Here is an 18,446-nt window from a genome sequence, read left to right on the forward strand (position 1 = left end):
ACCCTAGCGGAATGCGCAGGCCCTCCGCCCTATCCGGAACTGGCAAGCCTCTGTGACACGCGCTGCGGCGGCCCGGCGGCGAAGGGTCAATCGAGGATCAGTCCCGGACCCGTCCCCCGCGCCAGGGTTACCGGATGGATTTCTCCAAACCCGCGGACGTTGCGCGGCTGGTGCGGGATCAGCACAAACCGGTCATTGTTCCGCAGGGCCGCCGCCGTCGAGGCATCGGTCAGGACGGTGCCCGGTTCCGCGAGCGAGGTCAGCCGCGATGCCAGGTTCACGGTGGGCCCGTAAATGTCCCCCAGCCGTGACAGCACCCTTCCCCAGACCAGGGACACACGGGCGGCGGGCAGCAAGTCATCCTCGGTGAAGGCCTTGGCCAGGGCCAGGGAAATCTCAGCTCCCGCTTCCGGAGTTTCGGCATTGAACAGCACTTCATCACCGATGGTCTTGACCAGCCTGCCACCGCCAACCGAAATGATCTCGGCGCACTTGTGCTCAAACCGCTGGACCATGTGAGCCAGGGTCTTCTCATTCATCTGGCGTGACAGGGAGGTGTAGGACACCAGGTCCGCAAAGCCGACGGCGCGGGCCAGCGGCAGCGGGTTGTCGTCGGAGGCCGAGCCATCGTGGCTTGCCAGTCCTGCCTCGGCGCGCAGCGCCAACCGCTGCACCGCAGAGTTCATCTGCCGCTTCCAGGCATACACGAGCGTCTTTTCCAACGGTTCAATCAGCCCCGGCAGGGCGGCCACCAGCGCTTTGCGGGCCTCGGCGTCGGGAATTCCCCGCTGGACCACCATTTCCTCCACCAGGGCTTCAATCTGCCACACCACCATGCGGTCCGTCATTTGCCCAATGGAGCGCATGATCGAAATAGCCGCTTCTTCGGTCAGCTGCTCGTCGCGGACCAGTTCAATCACGGTGGTCAGCGCTTCGCGGTCCTGCTCGGTGAAGAACACGGCGTCGTCGTCCAGATTGGGAAAGCCCATCGCCCGCCACAGCTTGCGGGCCGAGAGAAGCGAAACCCCCGCCTCGGCGGCGGCCTCGCGCCGCTTGAGGGTGCGCGGTCCGCCGATCAGCTGGGCCTCGAGCCTGCGCACGTCCTCGCGGTCGATGGCGGCCGAGGACTGGGCATCGCCGGTTGTCTCGGCGTCGCCGGAGGATCCGCCTGCAGCGGGCTGGGCCCGGGGAGAAACGGCGGGCATGGACAGGGTCATGGGTTCAGGATCCACTGCCGGATCGGAATCCCGGTGTTCCTCACTCATTTCCCCTCCCTTCGTAGTCGTAATCCCCATCTCCTTCCATATCTACACCATCAAACATGGCGGTCAGCGGCAGCTCCCCAATGGCAGCCAGCACAATGGCCTTGAACTTGTGGACCTCGGGAACGTGTTCGTAGTGGACCACCCGTTCATACCCAACGTCCACAGCCAGCGTCCCGGAACGCTGCATCCGGTCCGTCACGGTCTGCCACGCCTCCAGCTGGAACACCGAGGCCAGCGCCAGTTCGCGTTCCCGCCGGCGCAGCACCCCCTGCCGGTGGATCAGGCGGCGGTTCGTCACGATGTACCGGGCAAAGGCCCAGCGCAGCACCGGCGGCAGGCAGAACCGTGCCATCAGCACCACGGCGACGGCGACGACGGCGGCCTGAAGGTAGGCGTGCCAGTCGGCGACCTGCGCAGGCAGCGAGTCCCGGTCCAGATAGCCGAAGCCGAACCCGGCGGCGGCGCAGATAAGCACTGCCAGGATAACGGGCCACACCAGCTGGCGGGCGTGCGGCCTGCTGGCCACGATGATCCGTTCCCCCGGCGCCAGTTTAAGCCGGATGCTCACGCCTGCACGGCGCGCAGGTGCACCACGTCGCCGGCCACGACCGCATGCCGTTCGCCGAGTTCATCAACCAGGATCAGCGATCCGTACGGATCCAGGGCGACGGCGCGCCCTGACAGGGCTTTCCCTCCGGGCAGCTCCGCCCGAACGTCCTGGCCCAGGGTGACCATGCGTGACGTGATTTTCTCCAGCAGCGAGGTACCGTCGGCCCACACCTGGGACGCGTCGCCGTCGACGGCGCGGAACTCCCGGTACTTGGCGGCCAGTTCACGCAAATAGTCTTCCAGCAGGATGTTGCGGTCAGTGGTGGAGGCATACTCCATCAACAGCGATGTGGCCGTGGGAACGGGCAGGTCCTCATCGGTCAGTGACACGTTCATGCCGGCGCCGACGACAACGGCGGGAGGAGCGCCGCTTGAATCCATCACGAGCTGGGCCAGGACGCCGGCGAGCTTGCGCCCGTCCACCATGACGTCGTTGGGCCATTTCAGCCGCGCTTCGACGCCGGTGCGGCGGGCCACGGACTCGGACAGTGCCAGGGCAGCCAAAAGGGACAGCCAGCCGTAGGACTGGGTGGGCAGCGGCCGCCCGCCGGCATTGACCGGACGGAGCAGGACGCTGACAAACAGGGACGAGCGCGGCGGTGCCTGCCAGGTGCGGCCCAGCCGTCCCCTGCCGGCAGTCTGCATTTCAGCGGTCAGGACTGAGAGGTCCGGAACGTCCGACGGGCGCAGCCGCGCCTCATCAGCCAGGTCCGAGTTAGTGGATCCGGTTTCGGCGACAACATCCAGGCGGGACAAGGGTCCCCCGGGCGCCACGAGGGCAGCCCTCAGACGCTCCTGGTCAAGCCCTGGTCTTTCCATGCTGGAGTAACGCAAATGCATGCTTCCGATCTTACGCGGGGTGCCGGACATTACAGCCTGCGCGCACATCGGGGCCCGGCCGGGAGGCATCGGGGCCGGCGGCATCGGCGCCGGGGAGAGCCGCTGACTCCAGTTCCCGCCGGCGCCGTGTTGCTTCTTAGAGGAAGAAGTCCTGCATCAGCTGGTCCTCCGGCGCGCCAAGCGAATACGGACGGAAGTCGGTGATGCCTTCTTCGGCCAGCACCTGCTCGTCAGTGTAGAAGTTCCCGGTGGACTCCCGGCTGGGCCGGGTCAGGATGGCGTGGGCCGCATCGGCCATGATGTCGGCGCTGCGCGAAGCAGCTGCCATCTTTTCGCCGCCAAGGTTGCGGATGGCCGCGGTGTCGATCGCGGTGACGGGCCACAGCGAGTTCACCGCGACGCCGTCGTTCTTGAGTTCCTCCGCGAGACCGAGCGTGGTCAGGGACATCCCGTACTTGGCCATCGTGTAGGCAAGGTAGGAGCCGGCCCACTTTGGATCGAGGTTCAGCGGCGGGGAAAGCGTCAGGATGTGCGGGTTTTCGGAGCGGCGCAGGGCATCCAAGGAGAATTTGGAGAGCATGAACGTGCCGCGGACATTGATGTCCGCCATCAGGTCGTAGCTCTTCATCGTCACGTCGTCAGTGTTGCGCAGATCAATGGCCGAGGCATTGTTGACCACGATGTCGATGCCCCCGAAACGCTCCACGGTTTCCGCCACGGCGCGGGCGACGTCGTCGTCGTTGCGCACATCGCCAATGATCGGCAGGGCCTTGCCGCCGGCTGCCTCCAGCTGCTCGGCAGCGGTGTAGACCGTGCCCTGCAGCTTCGGGTGCGGTTCTGCGGTCTTGGCCATGATGGCAATATTTGCGCCATCGGCCGCGGCGCGCAGCGCAATGGCCAGCCCAATGCCGCGGCTGCCGCCGGACATCAGGATGGTGCGGCCGGCAAGGGAACGGGTCTGGGCATCAGGTGTGGGAGAAGTCATGGGAACAGGCTAATACATGCGCGCCGCTTATGTTACTGACCAGTAACATCGTGTCCCAGGTCCGCACGAGGTAGTCCTAGGTCCGCACGAGATACACGGCAAGCAGCACCGCGGCCGTGGTCAGCGCCAGCCGCAGCAGAAAGAACGCCTGGGGGTACCGGCGCGCGGCGCGGAGCCACAGCCCCGATTCCCCGGCGGGCCAGGACCGGGATTCGCAGCGGATCACGGTCAAAGTGAACACGACCGCCCCGGCCACCCCGCACACCGAGGTCAGGGCACCGACCAGGTTGGCGTTGCCCGCCAGACCGCCGGCCAGCAAAACGCCCACCGCCAGGCCAAGCGAGCTGCCGCGGCCGACAAAATCCAGGTACCTGGCCATCCCCGGCATGAAGGCCACCAGGAAACGCCGCGGGATCTCCCGGCGCAGCAGGCGGCCGGCGGAAGCGCGCAGCACCTTCCGGGTGCCCGCGAGCTCTCCGACGGTGCCGGCGGCGGCGACAGCTGCCATCAGCCCGGAAACCGCTTCGTCGACGGCGGGCCTGCCAGCGGCCCCCAGCGCGGGACGGTTGAGGAGACGCAGCAGGGCCTGCTGCGAAGCTGCCCGCTCCGCCGGCGATGGCCGGGACCGCAGGGCGCGCCGGGTCCGGCGAACGTACTCCGCTTCCTTCCGCCCGAGGGAGCCCGACGGCGCACTGCCGGAGTCCAGCGCCGGAGTGCCGCCGGAACCGCCCCTCGGCCGGTCACCGCCGACAAGGACCGCCCGAAATCCAAGGCCGCGGGACGGGAGCACCGCGTCCAACTCCCGCAGCCTCCGCTCGACCGCCTGCAGGTACGCATCGTGGACGGAGGGCAAGCCTGCATAGTCCCAGCAGGCCCGCGCCAGGATCCACACGCCGAAGCCGGCAGTGACCAGCGCCGCAGTCTGGACGACCACCCAAAAGTCCGTTTCAAACACGCCGCTGAGACTCCTTCGGAAAAGGACCCGCACCCGCTGCAGGCCGGAAGAATCCTTTCACGGGCCCCCTCTGTTACACGGAATTTGTTTCATCAAAAGCCCCGGGCACGGCCCGCGGCGCCGCCCGAACCGACACCGGCCGGGCCGGCTAACAGGCCCGCCACTCCATCCCCGGCATCCTCCGCGGCCAAGCACGGCAGCGCGAAATTGTAGGATCCCTACACCGGGACTCGGCACAGGGCCTCACTAGACTGGACTAATTGCCGTGCGCTTTGTGCAATTCCTACTTAACGCGCAGTGACCGCCCCATCCACTCAGCACTCCGGAGACCAGATGAGCATCGACCAGGACCTTGATCTGCAGACGACAGCGGGCAAGATCGCTGAGTACCGCCGCCGCCAGGCGCAGGCTGAAATGCCGTCCGGCCCGGCAGCCGTGGAGAAGCAGCATGCCCGAGGCAAGCACACAGCCCGCGAGCGCATCGAAATGCTCGTGGATGCCGGCTCCTTCGTCGAGCTCGACGCCCTGGCCGTCCACCGCTCCACCGCTTTCGGCATGGAAAAGAAGAAGCCCTTGGGCGATGGCCTCGTGTCCGGCTACGCCACGGTGGACGGCCGGCCCATCGCCGTGTACAGCCAGGACTTCACCGTGTACGGCGGGTCCCTGAGCCAGGTCAACGGCGAGAAGATCGTCAAGGTCCAGGAGCACGCGCTGCGCAACGGCTGCCCCGTGGTGGGCATCCTCGACGGCGGCGGCGCCCGCATCCAGGAGGGCGTGGCCTCGCTGGCAATGTTCGCGGACATCTTCCGCAACAACGTCCATGCCTCCGGCGTGGTCCCGCAGATCTCGCTGATCATGGGCCCGTCCGCCGGCGGTGCCGCGTACTCCCCCGCACTGACCGACTACGTCGTCATGGTGGACAAGACCAGCCACATGTTCATCACCGGACCGGACGTCATCAAGACCGTCACCGGCGAGGACGTGGACATGGAAACCCTCGGCGGCGCCCGGCAGCACAACACCAACACCGGCACCTCCACGTACCTGGCCTCCGACGAGGAGGACGCCATTGAGTTTGTCCGCGAGCTGCTGGACTTCCTCCCGTCCAACAACCTGGCCGAGGCTCCGCTGGCCGCCTTCTCGCAGGACATGGAACTGAACGACGGCGACCTCGCCCTTGACGAGCTGATCCCGGACTCCGCGAACCAGCCCTATGACATGCGCGCGGTGATCGAGCAGGTGCTCGACGACGGCCACTTCCTGGAAATGCAGGCCCTCTACGCACCCAACGTCATGATCGGCTACGGCCGCGTCGAGGGCCACACCGTGGGCATCGTCGCCAACCAGCCGATGCAGTTCGCCGGAACCCTGGACATTGCCGCCTCCGAAAAGGCCGCGCGTTTTGTCCGCAACTGCGACGCCTTCAACGTCCCCATCCTGACCTTTGTGGATGTCCCCGGGTTCCTGCCGGGCACCGACCAGGAATTCCAGGGCATCATCCGCCGCGGCGCCAAACTGCTGTACGCCTACGCCGAAGCCACCGTCCCCAAGCTCACCGTCATCACCCGCAAGGCGTACGGCGGAGCGTACATCGTGATGGGCTCCAAGAAGCTCGGCGCGGACCTGAACCTGGCCTGGCCCACCGCCCAGATCGGCGTCATGGGCGCCCAGGGCGCCGTGAACATCCTCTACCGCGGCCAGCTCAAGGCAGCGGCCGACGCCGGTGAAAGCGTTGAGCAGGCACGCGCGGACTACATCGCGCAGTACGAGGAGGAGCTGCTCAACCCGTACCAGGCCGCCGAACTCGGCTACGTTGACGCCGTCGTCGCACCGTCGGAAACCCGGCTGCAGCTGATCCGCGGACTGCGGGCCCTGCGCGACAAGCGCGCCTCGCTGCCCGCCAAAAAGCACGGGAACATGCCGCTGTGACGGCCTGGGACCTGCCGGACCCCTGGAGCCGCACCCCGGAGCCGGCCGCGCCGAAGCCGCCGCTGTTCTCCGTCCTGGGCGGCAATCCGTCAGCCGAGGAACTCGCGGCCCTCACCGCCGTCGTCATGGGTTTGGACGCGGCTGCGGGTGCGTCCACGGGCGCCACGCCGGAGTCGGCGCGCCGGGCCTGGAACCGGCGGCGGATGCTGAGCCTGGCGCCCAAGCCCGGCCCCGGCTCGTGGCGGCGCAGCTTCCGCTAAGCAGCCTCGGCTCCCACCGGCCCCGGCGGGACAGAAGTTACACGTGTGACTCATGAACACGTTGTGCAGGCGGCGTTGGCGTTAGGCTTCACCTGTGACCCAACAGACTCCTTCATCAGATCCCCTGTCCTTCGGCAGCGCGCAGTACCGCCAGCCGACCGCCATCGACGCCGTCGCCGATGCCTTCACCGAGACTCTGCTGCAGCTGGATCCCTCCCTCGCCACATCCCTGGGTATTCCGGGGTATGAGACCGAATACGCCGATTACTCGCCCGCGGGCCAGGAATCCGGAGCCGAAGCCATCCGCGAGACGCTGGAACGGCTCGACGGGCTGCAGCCGGCCGACGACGTCGACCGCGTTACCCTCGATGCGATGCACGAGCGCCTCGGCCTGGCACTGGAAATCCATGAGTCCGGCTGGAACCTCTCGGACCTGAACAACATTGCCTCCCCCGCGCAGGAAATCCGTTCGATCTTCGACCTCATGCCCACCGCCACGGTGGAGGACTGGCAGAACATCTGCGGCCGGCTGAATAACGTTGATGACGCAGTCTCGGGCTACATCACCTCACTGCGCGCCGGCAAGGAGCGCGGCCTGCTGCCCGCAAGCCGCCAGGTCCAGATCGTCATGGAACAGACCGCCAAGTACGCCGAGGACGGCGGCTTCTTCGACGACTACGCCGCCAAGGCCGCACTGTCCGGCGGCGAATCCCTTCCGGACAAGCTGGCCGCAGAGGTGCGCGCCGCCGCCGAATCCGCCCGTGCCGCCTACCGCAGCCTTGCCGCATTCCTGGAATCCGAGCTGCTGCCCGCTGCCCCTGAAAAGGACGCCGTCGGCAAGGACCGCTACGCCCTGATGTCCCGCCTGTTCCTGGGTTCGGCCGTGGACCTGGAGGAGACCTACCAGTGGGGCGTGGAGGAACTGGACCGCATCATCGCCGAGCAGGAGGCCGTTGCCGAACAGATCAAGCCCGGCGCCACCGTCGAGGAGGCCATGGCGATCCTGGACGAAGATCCCGAGCGGCAGCTGCACGGCACCGCTGAACTGCAGGCCTGGATGCAGGGCCTGGCCGACCGCGCCGTCGCCGACCTGGCCGGAACCCACTTCGAGATCAACGGCCCGATGCGGCAGATCGAGTGCATGATCGCTCCCACGCAGGAGGGCGGCATCTACTACACCGGCCCCAGCGACGACTTTTCCCGCCCGGGCCGCATGTGGTGGTCCGTTCCCGCCGGCGAGGACACCTTCACCACGTGGAAGGAAACCACCACCGTTTATCACGAGGGTGTTCCCGGCCACCACCTGCAGATTGCGACGGCGACGGCCGCCCGCGGGCTGCTGAACAACTGGCGCCGCAACATCTGCTGGGTCTCAGGCCACGGCGAGGGCTGGGCGCTGTACGCCGAGCGGCTGATGGACGAGCTGGGCTACCTCAGCGATCCCGGCGACAAGATGGGCATGCTCGACGCCCAGCGCATGCGCGCCGCCCGCGTGGTCTTCGACATCGGCGTCCACCTGGAGCTGGAGATCCCCGAGCGCTGGGGCTCCGGCACCTGGACGGCGGATAAGGGGTATGAGTTCCTGCGGAAGAACCTTGCCATCTCCGAGGGGCAGCTGAACTTCGAGTTCACCCGCTACCTCGGCTGGCCCGGGCAGGCTCCGGCCTACAAGCTGGGCCAGCGGCTCTGGGAGCAGATCCGGGACGAAGTCCGCAGCCGCGAGGGTGAGGACTTTGACCAGAAGGACTTCCACACCCGCGCCCTGGCCCTGGGGTCCGTAGGTCTGGACACCCTGCGGCGGGCGCTGCTGGACGCATAACCCAGCAGTCTCAAGGGACATTGATCACAGTGTTCCAGGGAATAACCCCCGGGGTGCGGCGACTGGCCGCCACATTCCGGGGGTTTTGCCTTTCTGCGGCGCGGAATGCGCTGCGGGCTCCACGTAATATTTCGCAATAGGCAATCTTCTCTGATAAGCGGCGCGGTCTAGTATTTTCAAGTGACCTCACAGACTTCCTCCCCCAAGACCTTCACCGGCCGCAGGCTGCCCCGGTGGGCTACTGCCTTCGGACCGCAGATCATTGCCGCCCTCGTGGCGGGCCTGCTGCTGGGCCTGTTGGCCAAGAGCATGGGTACTGTCGGCGACGGCGAGCCCAACTGGCTGACCACCACCCTGAACACCATCGGCACGAGCTACGTCTCGCTGCTGAAGGCCGCCGTCGTACCCCTGATCTTCACCGCCGTAGTCAGCTCCATTGCCAACCTGCGCGCCGTCTCCAACGCCGCACGGCTGGCATGGCAGACCCTGCTCTGGTTCGCGATCACGGCTCTGATCAGTGTGGTCATCGGCATCCTGCTGGGCGTCATCCTGCAGCCGGGCAACACCTCAAACGTTCCTGAGAAGGAATTTACGGGCAGCCAGGGCAGCTGGGTAGGATTCCTCACCGGTCTGGTGCCGGGCAACTTCCTCGGCCTGGGCGCCAGCTCCAAGGTTGCCGAGAGCGGTGATGTCAGCACCAGCATCAGCTTCAATGTGCTCCAGATCCTGGTCATCGCCATCGCCGTCGGCATTGCCGCCCTGAAGGTGGGCAAGCCCGCTGAACCGTTCCTGGCCCTGAATGCGTCGGCTCTGGCCGTCATCCAGAAGGTTCTGTGGTGGATCATCCGCCTCGCCCCGGTGGGCACCATCGGCCTGATCGGCACCGCCGTGGCCACCTACGGCTGGGACACCATCGGTTCGCTGGGCATGTTTGCCGTGACCATCTACATCGGCCTGTTCCTGGTCCTGTTTGTTGTCTACCCGGTCCTGATCAAGGCGCACGGCCTGTCCGTCCGCCAGTGGTTCTCCGGCGCCTGGCCCGCCATCCAGCTGGCCTTCGTCTCCCGCTCCTCGGTGGGAACCCTGCCGCTGACCCAGCGGGTCACGGAGCGCAACCTCGGCGTCTCCCGCGCCTACGCCTCCTTCGCCGTGCCGCTGGGCGCCACCACCAAGATGGACGGCTGCGCCTCGATCTACCCGGCCGTCTCCGCGATCTTCGTGGCACAGTTCTTCGGCATCGATCTGGGCTTCACCGATTACCTGCTGATCGCCCTCGTGTCGGTGCTGGGCTCGGCCGCAACCGCCGGAACCACCGGCGCCGTCGTCATGCTGACCCTGACGCTGTCCACCCTGGGCCTGCCGCTGGCCGGCGTGGGCCTGCTGCTCGCCATCGACCCGATCCTGGACATGGGCCGCACCGCGGTCAACGTGGCCGGACAGACCGTGGTCCCGGCGATCGTCGCCAAGCGCAACGGCCTGCTGGACCTGGCCATGTACAACGCCAAGCGCAACGGCGATCCGTTCGCCGACGACTCCTCCGAGGTTGAGGTGCCGGTGCTGGTTCCGGCCGGCGCTTCGGCTCGTGCCGAGGGTGCCGAGGGTGCCGCTACGGATGGAACGACTACCGCCGCTGCTGACGGAACTCCTGTCGCTGGCATCAACCGTCCGGGAGCAGACGGAGGCGCGCGCGCAACCGATGCGGCGCCGTCGTCTTCCAACAAGCGCTAATCCCGCTGCACTGCCTCTCGAAGGCCGCTCCGGATGTCCGGGGCGGCCTTTGTGCTGCCGGGGCGGCCTTCGTGCTGTCCGGGCGCTCCCGCGGGCGCACTAGGCTGGAGGGGTGACTGACCTGAACCTGATCCTCGCTTCCGCCTCCCCCGCCCGCACCAAGTTGCTGACCAACGCGGGAATCGCCCATTCCGTGCTCGTGTCCGACGTCGACGAAGACGCCGTGACCGCCCGCTACGGCCTGACCGATCCGCACGACACCGCCCTGCTGCTCGCCCGTGCCAAGGCCGAAGCGGTGGCCTCACTGCCCGAGGCTGACGGCGCCCTGGTCATCGGCTGCGACTCGGTCTTCGAGTTCGACGGCGAGGCGCACGGCAAGCCGTGGGAGCCCGAAGTTGCCCGTGAACGGATCCGCCGGATGAGCGGCCACGTGGGCGTGCTGCACACCGGCCACTGGCTGGTGGACTGCCGGGATACCGACGACGACGGGTCGGGTGCAACGCTCGGCGGCGTCAGCTCCGCGTCGGTCCACTTTGCGAAGCTGACCGACGAGGAAATCGATGCCTATGTTGCAACCGGCGAGCCGCTTCAGGTGGCCGGTTCCTTCACGATCGATTCCCTTGGCGGCGCCTTCATCGAGAAGGTCGACGGTGATCCGCATGCCGTCGTCGGGCTCTCCGTGTCGATGCTCCGCGAGCTGCTCGCCAGTGCCGGTGTGAAGATCACGGACCTCTGGGACCGGTAATTCCGCTTTCCTCTGAAGTCCCTAGGTTTATCTGATGTCCCAAGTCTGGTGGCGGGCGCCAAGCCCCTGATCTGCACAATAGATCCACCCCGGGGCCGGCTGACCCCACAAACGTCATCCTTCGTGCAGATAACGGGCCATCAGCACCGTCCGAGCAATCCTTCGGACAGATAACGGGACATCAAAACATCCTTCGGGCACATAACGGGACCAAGACCCCGAAAAACGCTTTTTTGAGCCTCTGATCTGCACGAAGGATTCCGGGAAAGCCCCTGATCTGCACAATGGATCCACCCCGGGGTCGGCAGACCCCTCAAACGTCATCCTTCGCGCAGATAACGGCCCATCAGCACCGTCCCAGCGATCGTTCGTGCAGATAACGGGCCATCAGCACCGTCCAAGCGATCCTTCGTGCACATACCTGGGCCATCACCACCGATTGAAGCCGGTACCCTGCTCAGCCGGGGTTCCTTGAGTTTGGGGTTGGACGCCAGCCGCCTAGAACCAAACCACGACGAACTTTGTCCACGACAAACTCCTTGCCCCGCCGGAAATCGTCCCGGGCAATCTTCACCTGAATCCACCCTGCTTCTGCGGTTGCCAGATCCCGCTGATGGTCGCTGGCCTGCTGCTCCGGAGTCAGGTGGTGTCCGCCGTCGTACTCCAGGCAGGTGCGAAAACGTGCGCAGGCAAGATCCGTCCACACCACCGGCAGCCCTCTCCTGTCCGTGATGGGGAAGTTCGGGACAAACTCGGGCAGCCCGGCGTGATGAAGCAGCAGCCGCAGCCAGGATTCCGGCGGCGAGTCCACCCCCACGCGCACCAGTCCGAGTGCGGCACGGGACGGTTGAAGGTTCGGCAGCCACCGTTTGGACTCCACATAGGCGGTCAACTCCGCCAGAGAAAAAATGGACTGCCGGGGCGGACCGAACGAACGGCGGTACTCGCTGACAATATGGTCCCCGGCGACAACCAGCTCGTCCAGGGTGAGCAGGCCAGCCAAGTCCAGCCAGGTCCGTGCCACTGACGTCACCTGAATTCCGGCGACCGGCATAACCTCGGAAGCGTCAAGGGCGAGCCGGTGGCCCTGGACGCCGCGCCGCCGTGGTGCTGCCTCAGTGGGTGGTCTGCTCAGATGAATGGCCGCGTCAGTTTCCAGCCGGGCGGGCAGCGGTAAGTTGTGGATCCGGGCTGCCGTCGTATGGCTGACCACCACCCCGGGGAGGAGCACCACGTACGGTCGGCAGCGGTCGATCAGCGTCGGTTCGGCTCCGTGCGGCACTCGGATCGCCCGGCTCGATACGGCAAGATCCCTGCCCCGCAGCCGGTCCCGCGTCAGTCCGGCAGCCAGTCCTTGCGGCAGGGTGAAGGGCAGGGTCAGAGGGGGCGGCAGTGGACGACGTCGGGCAGGCATGCCTCTATTAGGCACCGTTTAGGCCGGCTGCAGGGGTTATCCACAGGCGCCGGACTCCTCAAGCTCCGGACGACAGCTTCAGGAGCTGCGGGTGTTCCTCTGAGCCTGGCCGCCGACCCTCCGGGCGCCTTCGTTGTGCCGCATGACCAGCGAGGCACCGACCAGGGCCGCGGAGAATGGCACGCAGAACTGCACCAGGAGGGAATAGACGGTCGACACCGTCATGCCCACGGGTGCCACCACCCACAGCTGCGTCGTGGATGCGGAAACGCCTCCCACACCGAAATTCCCGATGATGATTGGACCCAGAACAATCAGCGCTGCCCCCGTGATTCCCAGGACGACGCCGACCCGCATGACGGTGCTCGAAAGCGAACGTTCAGACATGACACTCCTCTGGTAGCTGGCCGGACTTGTCCGCTCAGCCAACCACACTTCGTCCCCGTACGGTCCTGCGCGGGAACGGCCTGTTGCACCGACGGCGATGCCCGGTCCCGGAACCACCCGCAACCCCGGTCCAGGAACCACCGGCGATCCAGCCCCCGGACCCGCCGCACGGACCGCCCTGAACCCCACCGGTGCAGACCGTCACGAAACACGCACGAGTTGTAGGGTCCCCACAACGAAATGCTTCTTCCCACGCACAAACAGCACGCAATATGGCCGGAGACCACAAAACCGCGCTAGGCTCCGAAGAGATCAAAAGGAGCCAGTGCATTCAATGAGCCAGTTCAACCCCGCGCCCGCCGGCGACCAGCAGCACACACAGCAGAGCCGCACCATCACCAAAGTCCTGATCGCCAACCGCGGCGAAATCGCAGTTCGCGTCATCCGGGCCGCCCGCGACGAGGGCCTGACTTCGGTTGCTGTCTACGCCGATCCGGACCGCGATGCACTGCACGTCCGCCTCGCCGATGAGGCCTACTCCCTGGGCGGCAGCACGGCTGCCGAGTCCTACCTGGACATGGGCAAGATCCTCGACGCCGCCCGCAAGTCCGGCGCCGACGCCATTCACCCGGGCTACGGTTTCCTCTCCGAGAACGCCGAGTTTGCCCAGCGCGTCATCGACGCCGGCCTGACCTGGATTGGCCCGTCCCCGCACGCCATTTCCCAGCTCGGTGACAAGGTGCAGGCCCGCCATATCGCCGCGAAGGTTGGCGCACCGCTGGTTCCCGGCACCGCCGATCCGGTGAAGAATGCCCAGGAGGTCCTTGACTTCGCTGACGCACACGGCCTGCCGCTGGCCATCAAGGCTGCCTTCGGCGGCGGCGGCCGCGGCATCAAGGTTGCCCGCACCCGCGCTGAAATCCCCGAAATGTTCGAGTCCGCCGTCCGCGAGGCCACGGCAGCCTTCGGCCGCGGCGAGTGCTTCATCGAGCGCTTCCTCGATGCCCCGCGGCATGTCGAAACCCAGTGCCTGGCCGACGCGCACGGCAACGTCGTCGTCGTCTCCACCCGCGACTGCTCGCTGCAGCGCCGCAACCAGAAGCTTGTGGAGGAGGCTCCCGCTCCGTTCCTGACCGAGGAGCAGAACGAGCGCCTGTACACGGCATCCAAGGCGATCCTCCGCGAGGCCGGCTACCAGGGTGCGGGTACCTGCGAGTTCCTGGTCGGCACCGACGGGACCATCTCCTTCCTCGAGGTCAACACGCGGCTGCAGGTTGAGCATCCCGTGTCCGAGGAAGTCACAGGCCTTGACCTGGTCCGTGAGCAGTTCCGGCTGGCCCGCGGCGAAGAGCTCGGCTACGGCGATCCCGAGATCCGCGGCCACTCCTTCGAGTTCCGCATCAACGGCGAAGATCCGGGCCGCAGCTTCATGCCCGCCCCCGGAACCGTGGACACCTTCAAGCTGCCCTCCGGCCCCGGCGTCCGCGTCGATTCCGGCATCGAGGCCGGCGAGACGGTTGGCGGCAACTTCGATTCGATGCTGGCCAAGCTGATCATCACCGGCGCCACCCGCGAGCAGGCACTGCAGCGCGCCCGCCGGGCCCTGGCCGAAATGGAAATCACCGGCATGCCCACCGTGCTGCCGTTCCACGCCGCTGTGGTCGCGCATCCCGATTTCGCCCCCGCGGCCGGCCCCTTCAGCGTCCACACGCGCTGGATCGAAACTGATTTCGTCAACGAGATCCCGGCCTGGTCGGGCGAGCAAAACACACGGCACGACGACGACGCCGGCAACCGCCAGCGCGTCACCGTTGAGGTGGGAGGCAAGCGGCTCGATGTCGTGCTGCCAGCCGGCCTGGGCGGATCCGGAAATGGAAGCAACGGGTCCGGTCGCGGCGCCGGAGCCAACGGAAAGTCCCGCAAGTCATCCCGCACCCGCGGCGGAGCCAACCCGGCCGCCACCGGCGATGACCTGACGTCCCCGATGCAGGGCACCATCGTCAAGGTGGCCGTCCAGGAAGGCGCGCAGGTTTCCGAGGGCGATCTCGTCGTCGTACTCGAAGCCATGAAGATGGAGCAGCCGCTGACCGCGCACAAGTCCGGAACGGTCTCCGGGCTCAGCGCCCTCCCCGGCGCAACGGTTTCCGCCGGCGCAGTGATCGCCTCGATCCTGGACTAGGCTCAGCCGGACCCCAGAAGGTCCGCAAACGCCAAACGGCCCGATCCCCGCACTGCGGGGACCGGGCCGTTCTGCTTGTACTGGAGCCGCTTAGCTCGAGTGGTTCGCGTAGTCGACGTCCTTGGTGTCCTTGGTGACGAACAGCGCGATCAGCGTCAGCACCGCCATCGAGGACAGGTAGACGCCCACCAGCCACGGGCTTCCATCGGCCGCCTGCCACAGCGCCACGGCGATGAACGGAGCCACAGCGGCACCGAGGATGGAAGAGACGTTGTAGGCAATGGCCGAGCCGGTGTAACGCACGTTGGTCGGGAAAAGCTCCGGCAGCATGGCGCCCATCGGCCCGAAGGTCAGGCCCATCAGCGTGAAGCCGATGATCAGCAGGGCCATGACACCCACCGTTCCGCCGTCGAACAGCGGAGAGAAGGTGAAGCCGAAGACGAAGATACCGGCGGTGACAACCAGCAGCGTCTTGCGGCGGCCGAACTTCTCGGCCAGCGGACCGGAGACGAGCGTGAAGATTCCAAAGAACACCACGCCGATGATCAGCATGATCAGGAAGTCGTTGCGGGCATAACCCAGGCCTGCGGCGAAGGTTTCCGGATCGAAGGCCTTACCGGCCTTTTCGGCTGCGGCGCGGGCCGCTTCCTCGCTCTTGGCGGCGGTGCCGTAGGAGAGCGTGAACGTGGTCATCAGGTAGAACAGCACGTAGGTGGCCAGCATGATGAACGTGCCGGCAATCATCGGACGCCAGCTGTACTTAAACGCACGGCTCAGCGGCAGCTTGCTCACTTCACCGGAGTCCACAACCTTCTGGAAGGCCGGGGTCTCCACCAGCTTCAGCCGCACGTACAGGCCAATGATCACCATGACGGCGCTGGCCAGGAACGGAATGCGCCAGCCCCAGGAATCGAACTGATCGGCGTCCAGCTGGAAGCTCAGCAGCAGGAACAGGCCGTTGGCCAGGATGAACCCGATCGGCGCCCCCAGCTGCGGGAACGTTCCCCAGACGGCGCGCTTGTTGGCCGGCGCGTTCTCCGTTGCCAGCAGTGCGGCGCCGGACCATTCCCCGCCGAGCGCGAGTCCCTGGGCGAAGCGCAGTACCACCAGCATTGCCGGGGCCAGGATCGTCCAGCCGTCGACGGCGGTGGGCAGGCAGCCGATGAGGAAGGTTGCAATTCCCATGGTCAGCAGCGATGCCACGAGGGTTCCCTTGCGGCCAACCTTGTCACCGAAGTGCCCAAAGATGATCGAACCCAGCGGGCGGGCAATGAACGCCACACCAAAGACGGCGAAGGAGCTCAGCAGCGCGGTGACGCCTTCGGCGTTCGGGAAGAAGAGGCGCGGGAACACGAGGACTGCGGCGGTGGCGTAGACGTAGAAGTCATAGAACTCAATGGAGGTTCCAACCAGGCTGGCAATGATCACCCGGCCCTTGGAGTTGGCCTTGGCCGGTGCCGATGCCGGCTCCGCGGAGGGATTCGTAGTAGACATTTGGGGGTCTTTCGGAAGGTGGGAGTGACGTTCTCGACAATGTTAGGACTGCCGGTCCACCATCCGGACATGCTGTCCACCATGTGGACAGGACGGTCAATCCATTCACAGTGCAGATAACGGGACAACCCAGAATCTATCGTGCAGATCGCGGGACCAAAAGGGTCAAAATCCGGCTTTTGCGGCCTTTATCTGCCCGAAGGATCCATGGAAGGCCCAGTATCTGCCCGAAGGATTCATCAAGAGCGCTCAGGGCTAGGCGTACCCGTCCCTCGACCGGACATCCGGCCTCAACAGCGAAGCCACCGCGCCCCGGCGGCACAAAAAAGCCCGCACCCGGAACGAAACCACCGTATGAACGGCGGCTCCGCCCGGATGCGGGCCTGAGAATTGCGGGAACCTACATGTGCACGTGCAGCCGGCGGGCTGCCTCGGAAATGGAACCGGTCAGCGAGGGGTACACGGTGAAGGTGTTCGCCAGGTCGTCGACGTGCAGCTTCTGGGTCACGGCGATGGCAATCGGGAAGATGAGCTCGGATGCACGCGGTCCCACCACCACCCCGCCGATCACGGTGCCGGAGCCCTTGCGGGAAATGACCTTCACGAAGCCCTCCTTGACCTCCATCATCTTGGCGCGCGCGTTCGTGTGCAGCGAGAGTTTGATGACGTCGCCCTGGTACCGGCCGTCGGCAATGTCCTGCTCGGTTACCCCCACGGAGGCGATCTCGGGCGAGGTGAAGATGTTCGAGGCGACGTTCTTGAGCTTTAGCGGCTTCACGCCGTCGCCCATCAGGTGCGCAATGGCAATCCGGCCCTGCATGGCGGCCACGGAGGCCAGGTTGAACACTCCGGTGCAGTCGCCGGCGGCGTAGACGTTGGAGGCGGTGGTGCGGGAAACGCCGTCGACCTTGATCTGTCCGCGCTCGTCCAGGGTCACTCCGGCCTCTTCGAGCCCGATGTCGGCGGTGTTGGGGATTGCTCCCACGGCCACGAGGCAGTGGCTGCCCTCCACCACACGTCCGTCTTCGAGCCTGACCACCACTCCGTCGCCGGTGTTCTTCACGGATTCGGCGCGCGAGCGGTTGAGCACCGTCATGCCGCGGGCCTGGAAGACGTCCTCAAGGACGACGGCGGCGTCGGCGTCTTCGCCGGGCAGCACGCGGTCGCGGCTGGAGATCAGCGTGACCTTGGTGCCCAGGCCGTTGTAGGCGGAGGCGAATTCAGCGCCGGTTACACCGGAACCGATGACGATCAGGTGCTCGGGAACCTCGGTGAGGTTATAAATCTGCTTCCAGGTGAAGATGCGTTCGCCGTCGGGCATCGACGTTTCGAGCTCGCGCGGCCGGGCACCCACTGAAATCAGCAGCGCCTCGGCTTCAACGGTTTCGGTGCCCTTTTCGGTGACAACCTCAATGGTCCTGTTGTCCAGCAGCCGGCCTTCACCGATCTTGACCTTCACGCCCACCCGCTCCAGCGTGCGGCGGATGTCGTTGGACTGTTCCTTGGCCAGGGCCAGGAGGCGGTTGTTGACCATCTTCAGGTCGGCCACCGCGGGCTGCCCGTTGTCGCGGAAATCAACGCCCAGGGACGAGGCGGAAGCGAAGCGTGTCATCACGTCCGCGGTGGCGATCAGGGTCTTGGAGGGTACGACGTCGGTCAGCACGGCTGATCCGCCCAGCCCGTCGCGCTCCACGATGGTTACGTCGGCGCCGAGGGAGGCAGCCACCATCGCGGCTTCGTATCCGCCGGGGCCGCCGCCGAGGATGGCAATTTTTCGGGCAGTAAAATCAAGTTGGGTCGTCACAGTTGTCCATTCTGTCCCATCCCCGGCCGCCGC

The 18,446-nt window shown here is 66.2% G+C and carries 15 protein-coding genes; 6 read left to right on the forward strand and 9 right to left on the reverse strand.

Annotated features, from left to right (window positions below; genetic code table 11):
- Positions 1 to 86 precede the first annotated feature (86 nt).
- The 5 genes from AAE021_RS10235 to AAE021_RS10255 form a co-directional block, all read right to left on the reverse strand.
- Positions 87 to 1,265, reverse strand: a complete 1,179-nt coding sequence (locus tag AAE021_RS10235; RefSeq protein WP_342022232.1) for an adenylate/guanylate cyclase domain-containing protein — start codon at positions 1,263 to 1,265, stop codon at positions 87 to 89.
- Positions 1,258 to 1,833, reverse strand: coding sequence for a PH domain-containing protein (locus AAE021_RS10240; RefSeq protein ID WP_342022233.1), 576 nt, complete (start codon positions 1,831 to 1,833; stop codon positions 1,258 to 1,260). The genes AAE021_RS10235 and AAE021_RS10240 overlap by 8 nt, the downstream gene beginning before the upstream one ends.
- Positions 1,830 to 2,714, reverse strand: a complete 885-nt coding sequence (locus AAE021_RS10245) for a biotin--[acetyl-CoA-carboxylase] ligase (RefSeq protein ID WP_342022234.1) — start codon at positions 2,712 to 2,714, stop codon at positions 1,830 to 1,832. Before AAE021_RS10245 ends, AAE021_RS10240 begins: the two co-directional genes overlap by 4 nt.
- Before the next feature lie 136 nt (positions 2,715 to 2,850).
- A complete protein-coding gene (locus AAE021_RS10250; RefSeq protein ID WP_342022235.1) occupies positions 2,851 to 3,699 on the reverse strand; it encodes an NAD(P)-dependent oxidoreductase in 849 nt (282 codons plus the stop codon).
- A 76-nt stretch (positions 3,700 to 3,775) separates the two neighbouring features.
- Entirely contained in the window at positions 3,776 to 4,654 is an 879-nt protein-coding gene (locus AAE021_RS10255) for a hypothetical protein (protein ID WP_342022236.1), read from the reverse strand.
- Positions 4,655 to 4,987: 333 nt separating this feature from the next.
- On the opposite strand from AAE021_RS10255, the gene AAE021_RS10260 reads away from it, so the two are divergent.
- The 5 genes from AAE021_RS10260 to AAE021_RS10280 all read left to right on the forward strand — a co-directional run bounded on the left by AAE021_RS10260 (position 4,988) and on the right by AAE021_RS10280 (position 11,135).
- Complete coding sequence (locus AAE021_RS10260) at positions 4,988 to 6,583, forward strand: acyl-CoA carboxylase subunit beta (RefSeq protein WP_342022237.1); 1,596 nt, start codon at positions 4,988 to 4,990, stop codon at positions 6,581 to 6,583.
- Positions 6,580 to 6,843, forward strand: a complete 264-nt coding sequence (locus tag AAE021_RS10265; protein WP_342022238.1) for an acyl-CoA carboxylase subunit epsilon — start codon at positions 6,580 to 6,582, stop codon at positions 6,841 to 6,843. The genes AAE021_RS10260 and AAE021_RS10265 overlap by 4 nt, the downstream gene beginning before the upstream one ends.
- A gap of 94 nt (positions 6,844 to 6,937) precedes the next feature.
- Complete coding sequence (locus AAE021_RS10270) at positions 6,938 to 8,662, forward strand: DUF885 domain-containing protein (RefSeq protein ID WP_425362387.1); 1,725 nt, start codon at positions 6,938 to 6,940, stop codon at positions 8,660 to 8,662.
- A gap of 180 nt (positions 8,663 to 8,842) precedes the next feature.
- Positions 8,843 to 10,390, forward strand: coding sequence for a dicarboxylate/amino acid:cation symporter (locus tag AAE021_RS10275; protein WP_342022239.1), 1,548 nt, complete (start codon positions 8,843 to 8,845; stop codon positions 10,388 to 10,390).
- A 112-nt stretch (positions 10,391 to 10,502) separates the two neighbouring features.
- Positions 10,503 to 11,135, forward strand: coding sequence for a Maf family protein (locus AAE021_RS10280; RefSeq protein WP_342022240.1), 633 nt, complete (start codon positions 10,503 to 10,505; stop codon positions 11,133 to 11,135).
- A gap of 457 nt (positions 11,136 to 11,592) precedes the next feature.
- On the opposite strand, the gene AAE021_RS10285 is transcribed toward AAE021_RS10280, so the two are convergent.
- Together AAE021_RS10285 and AAE021_RS10290 are read right to left on the reverse strand one after the other, a co-directional pair.
- Positions 11,593 to 12,549, reverse strand: coding sequence for a hypothetical protein (locus AAE021_RS10285; RefSeq protein ID WP_342022241.1), 957 nt, complete (start codon positions 12,547 to 12,549; stop codon positions 11,593 to 11,595).
- A 78-nt stretch (positions 12,550 to 12,627) separates the two neighbouring features.
- Positions 12,628 to 12,936 (reverse strand): hypothetical protein, encoded by a 309-nt coding sequence (locus tag AAE021_RS10290; RefSeq protein ID WP_342022242.1) that lies wholly within the window; start codon positions 12,934 to 12,936, stop codon positions 12,628 to 12,630.
- Positions 12,937 to 13,270: 334 nt separating this feature from the next.
- On the opposite strand from AAE021_RS10290, the gene AAE021_RS10295 reads away from it, so the two are divergent.
- A complete protein-coding gene (locus AAE021_RS10295) occupies positions 13,271 to 15,115 on the forward strand; it encodes an acetyl/propionyl/methylcrotonyl-CoA carboxylase subunit alpha (protein ID WP_342022243.1) in 1,845 nt (614 codons plus the stop codon).
- Positions 15,116 to 15,205: 90 nt separating this feature from the next.
- Here AAE021_RS10295 and AAE021_RS10300 read toward each other — a convergent pair whose 3' ends face one another.
- Both AAE021_RS10300 and AAE021_RS10305 read right to left on the reverse strand, forming a co-directional pair.
- Entirely contained in the window at positions 15,206 to 16,609 is a 1,404-nt protein-coding gene (locus AAE021_RS10300) for an MFS transporter (RefSeq protein WP_342022244.1), read from the reverse strand.
- 400 nt (positions 16,610 to 17,009) lie between these two features.
- Positions 17,010 to 18,413: an NAD(P)H-quinone dehydrogenase gene (locus AAE021_RS10305; RefSeq protein ID WP_342022245.1), complete on the reverse strand. Its 1,404-nt coding sequence runs from the start codon at positions 18,411 to 18,413 to the stop codon at positions 17,010 to 17,012.
- Between the last annotated feature and the right edge of the window lie 33 nt (positions 18,414 to 18,446).

Origin of the sequence: Arthrobacter citreus (genome assembly GCF_038405225.1) — a bacterium.
Lineage (GTDB): Bacteria > Actinomycetota > Actinomycetes > Actinomycetales > Micrococcaceae > Arthrobacter_B > Arthrobacter_B citreus_A.

Bases quoted from the DNA above. Each gene is read 5' to 3' on its own strand.
- AAE021_RS10300 (WP_342022244.1), bottom strand. From the start codon at position 16,609: ATGTCTACTACGAATCCCTCCGCGGAGCCGGCATCGGCACCGGCCAAG.
- AAE021_RS10285 (WP_342022241.1), bottom strand. From the start codon at position 12,549: ATGCCTGCCCGACGTCGTCCACTGCCGCCCCCTCTGACCCTGCCCTTC.
- AAE021_RS10295 (WP_342022243.1), top strand. From the start codon at position 13,271: ATGAGCCAGTTCAACCCCGCGCCCGCCGGCGACCAGCAGCACACACAG.
- AAE021_RS10245 (WP_342022234.1), bottom strand. From the start codon at position 2,714: ATGCATTTGCGTTACTCCAGCATGGAAAGACCAGGGCTTGACCAGGAG.
- AAE021_RS10260 (WP_342022237.1), top strand. From the start codon at position 4,988: ATGAGCATCGACCAGGACCTTGATCTGCAGACGACAGCGGGCAAGATC.
- AAE021_RS10235 (WP_342022232.1), bottom strand. From the start codon at position 1,265: ATGAGTGAGGAACACCGGGATTCCGATCCGGCAGTGGATCCTGAACCC.
- AAE021_RS10250 (WP_342022235.1), bottom strand. From the start codon at position 3,699: ATGACTTCTCCCACACCTGATGCCCAGACCCGTTCCCTTGCCGGCCGC.
- AAE021_RS10290 (WP_342022242.1), bottom strand. From the start codon at position 12,936: ATGTCTGAACGTTCGCTTTCGAGCACCGTCATGCGGGTCGGCGTCGTC.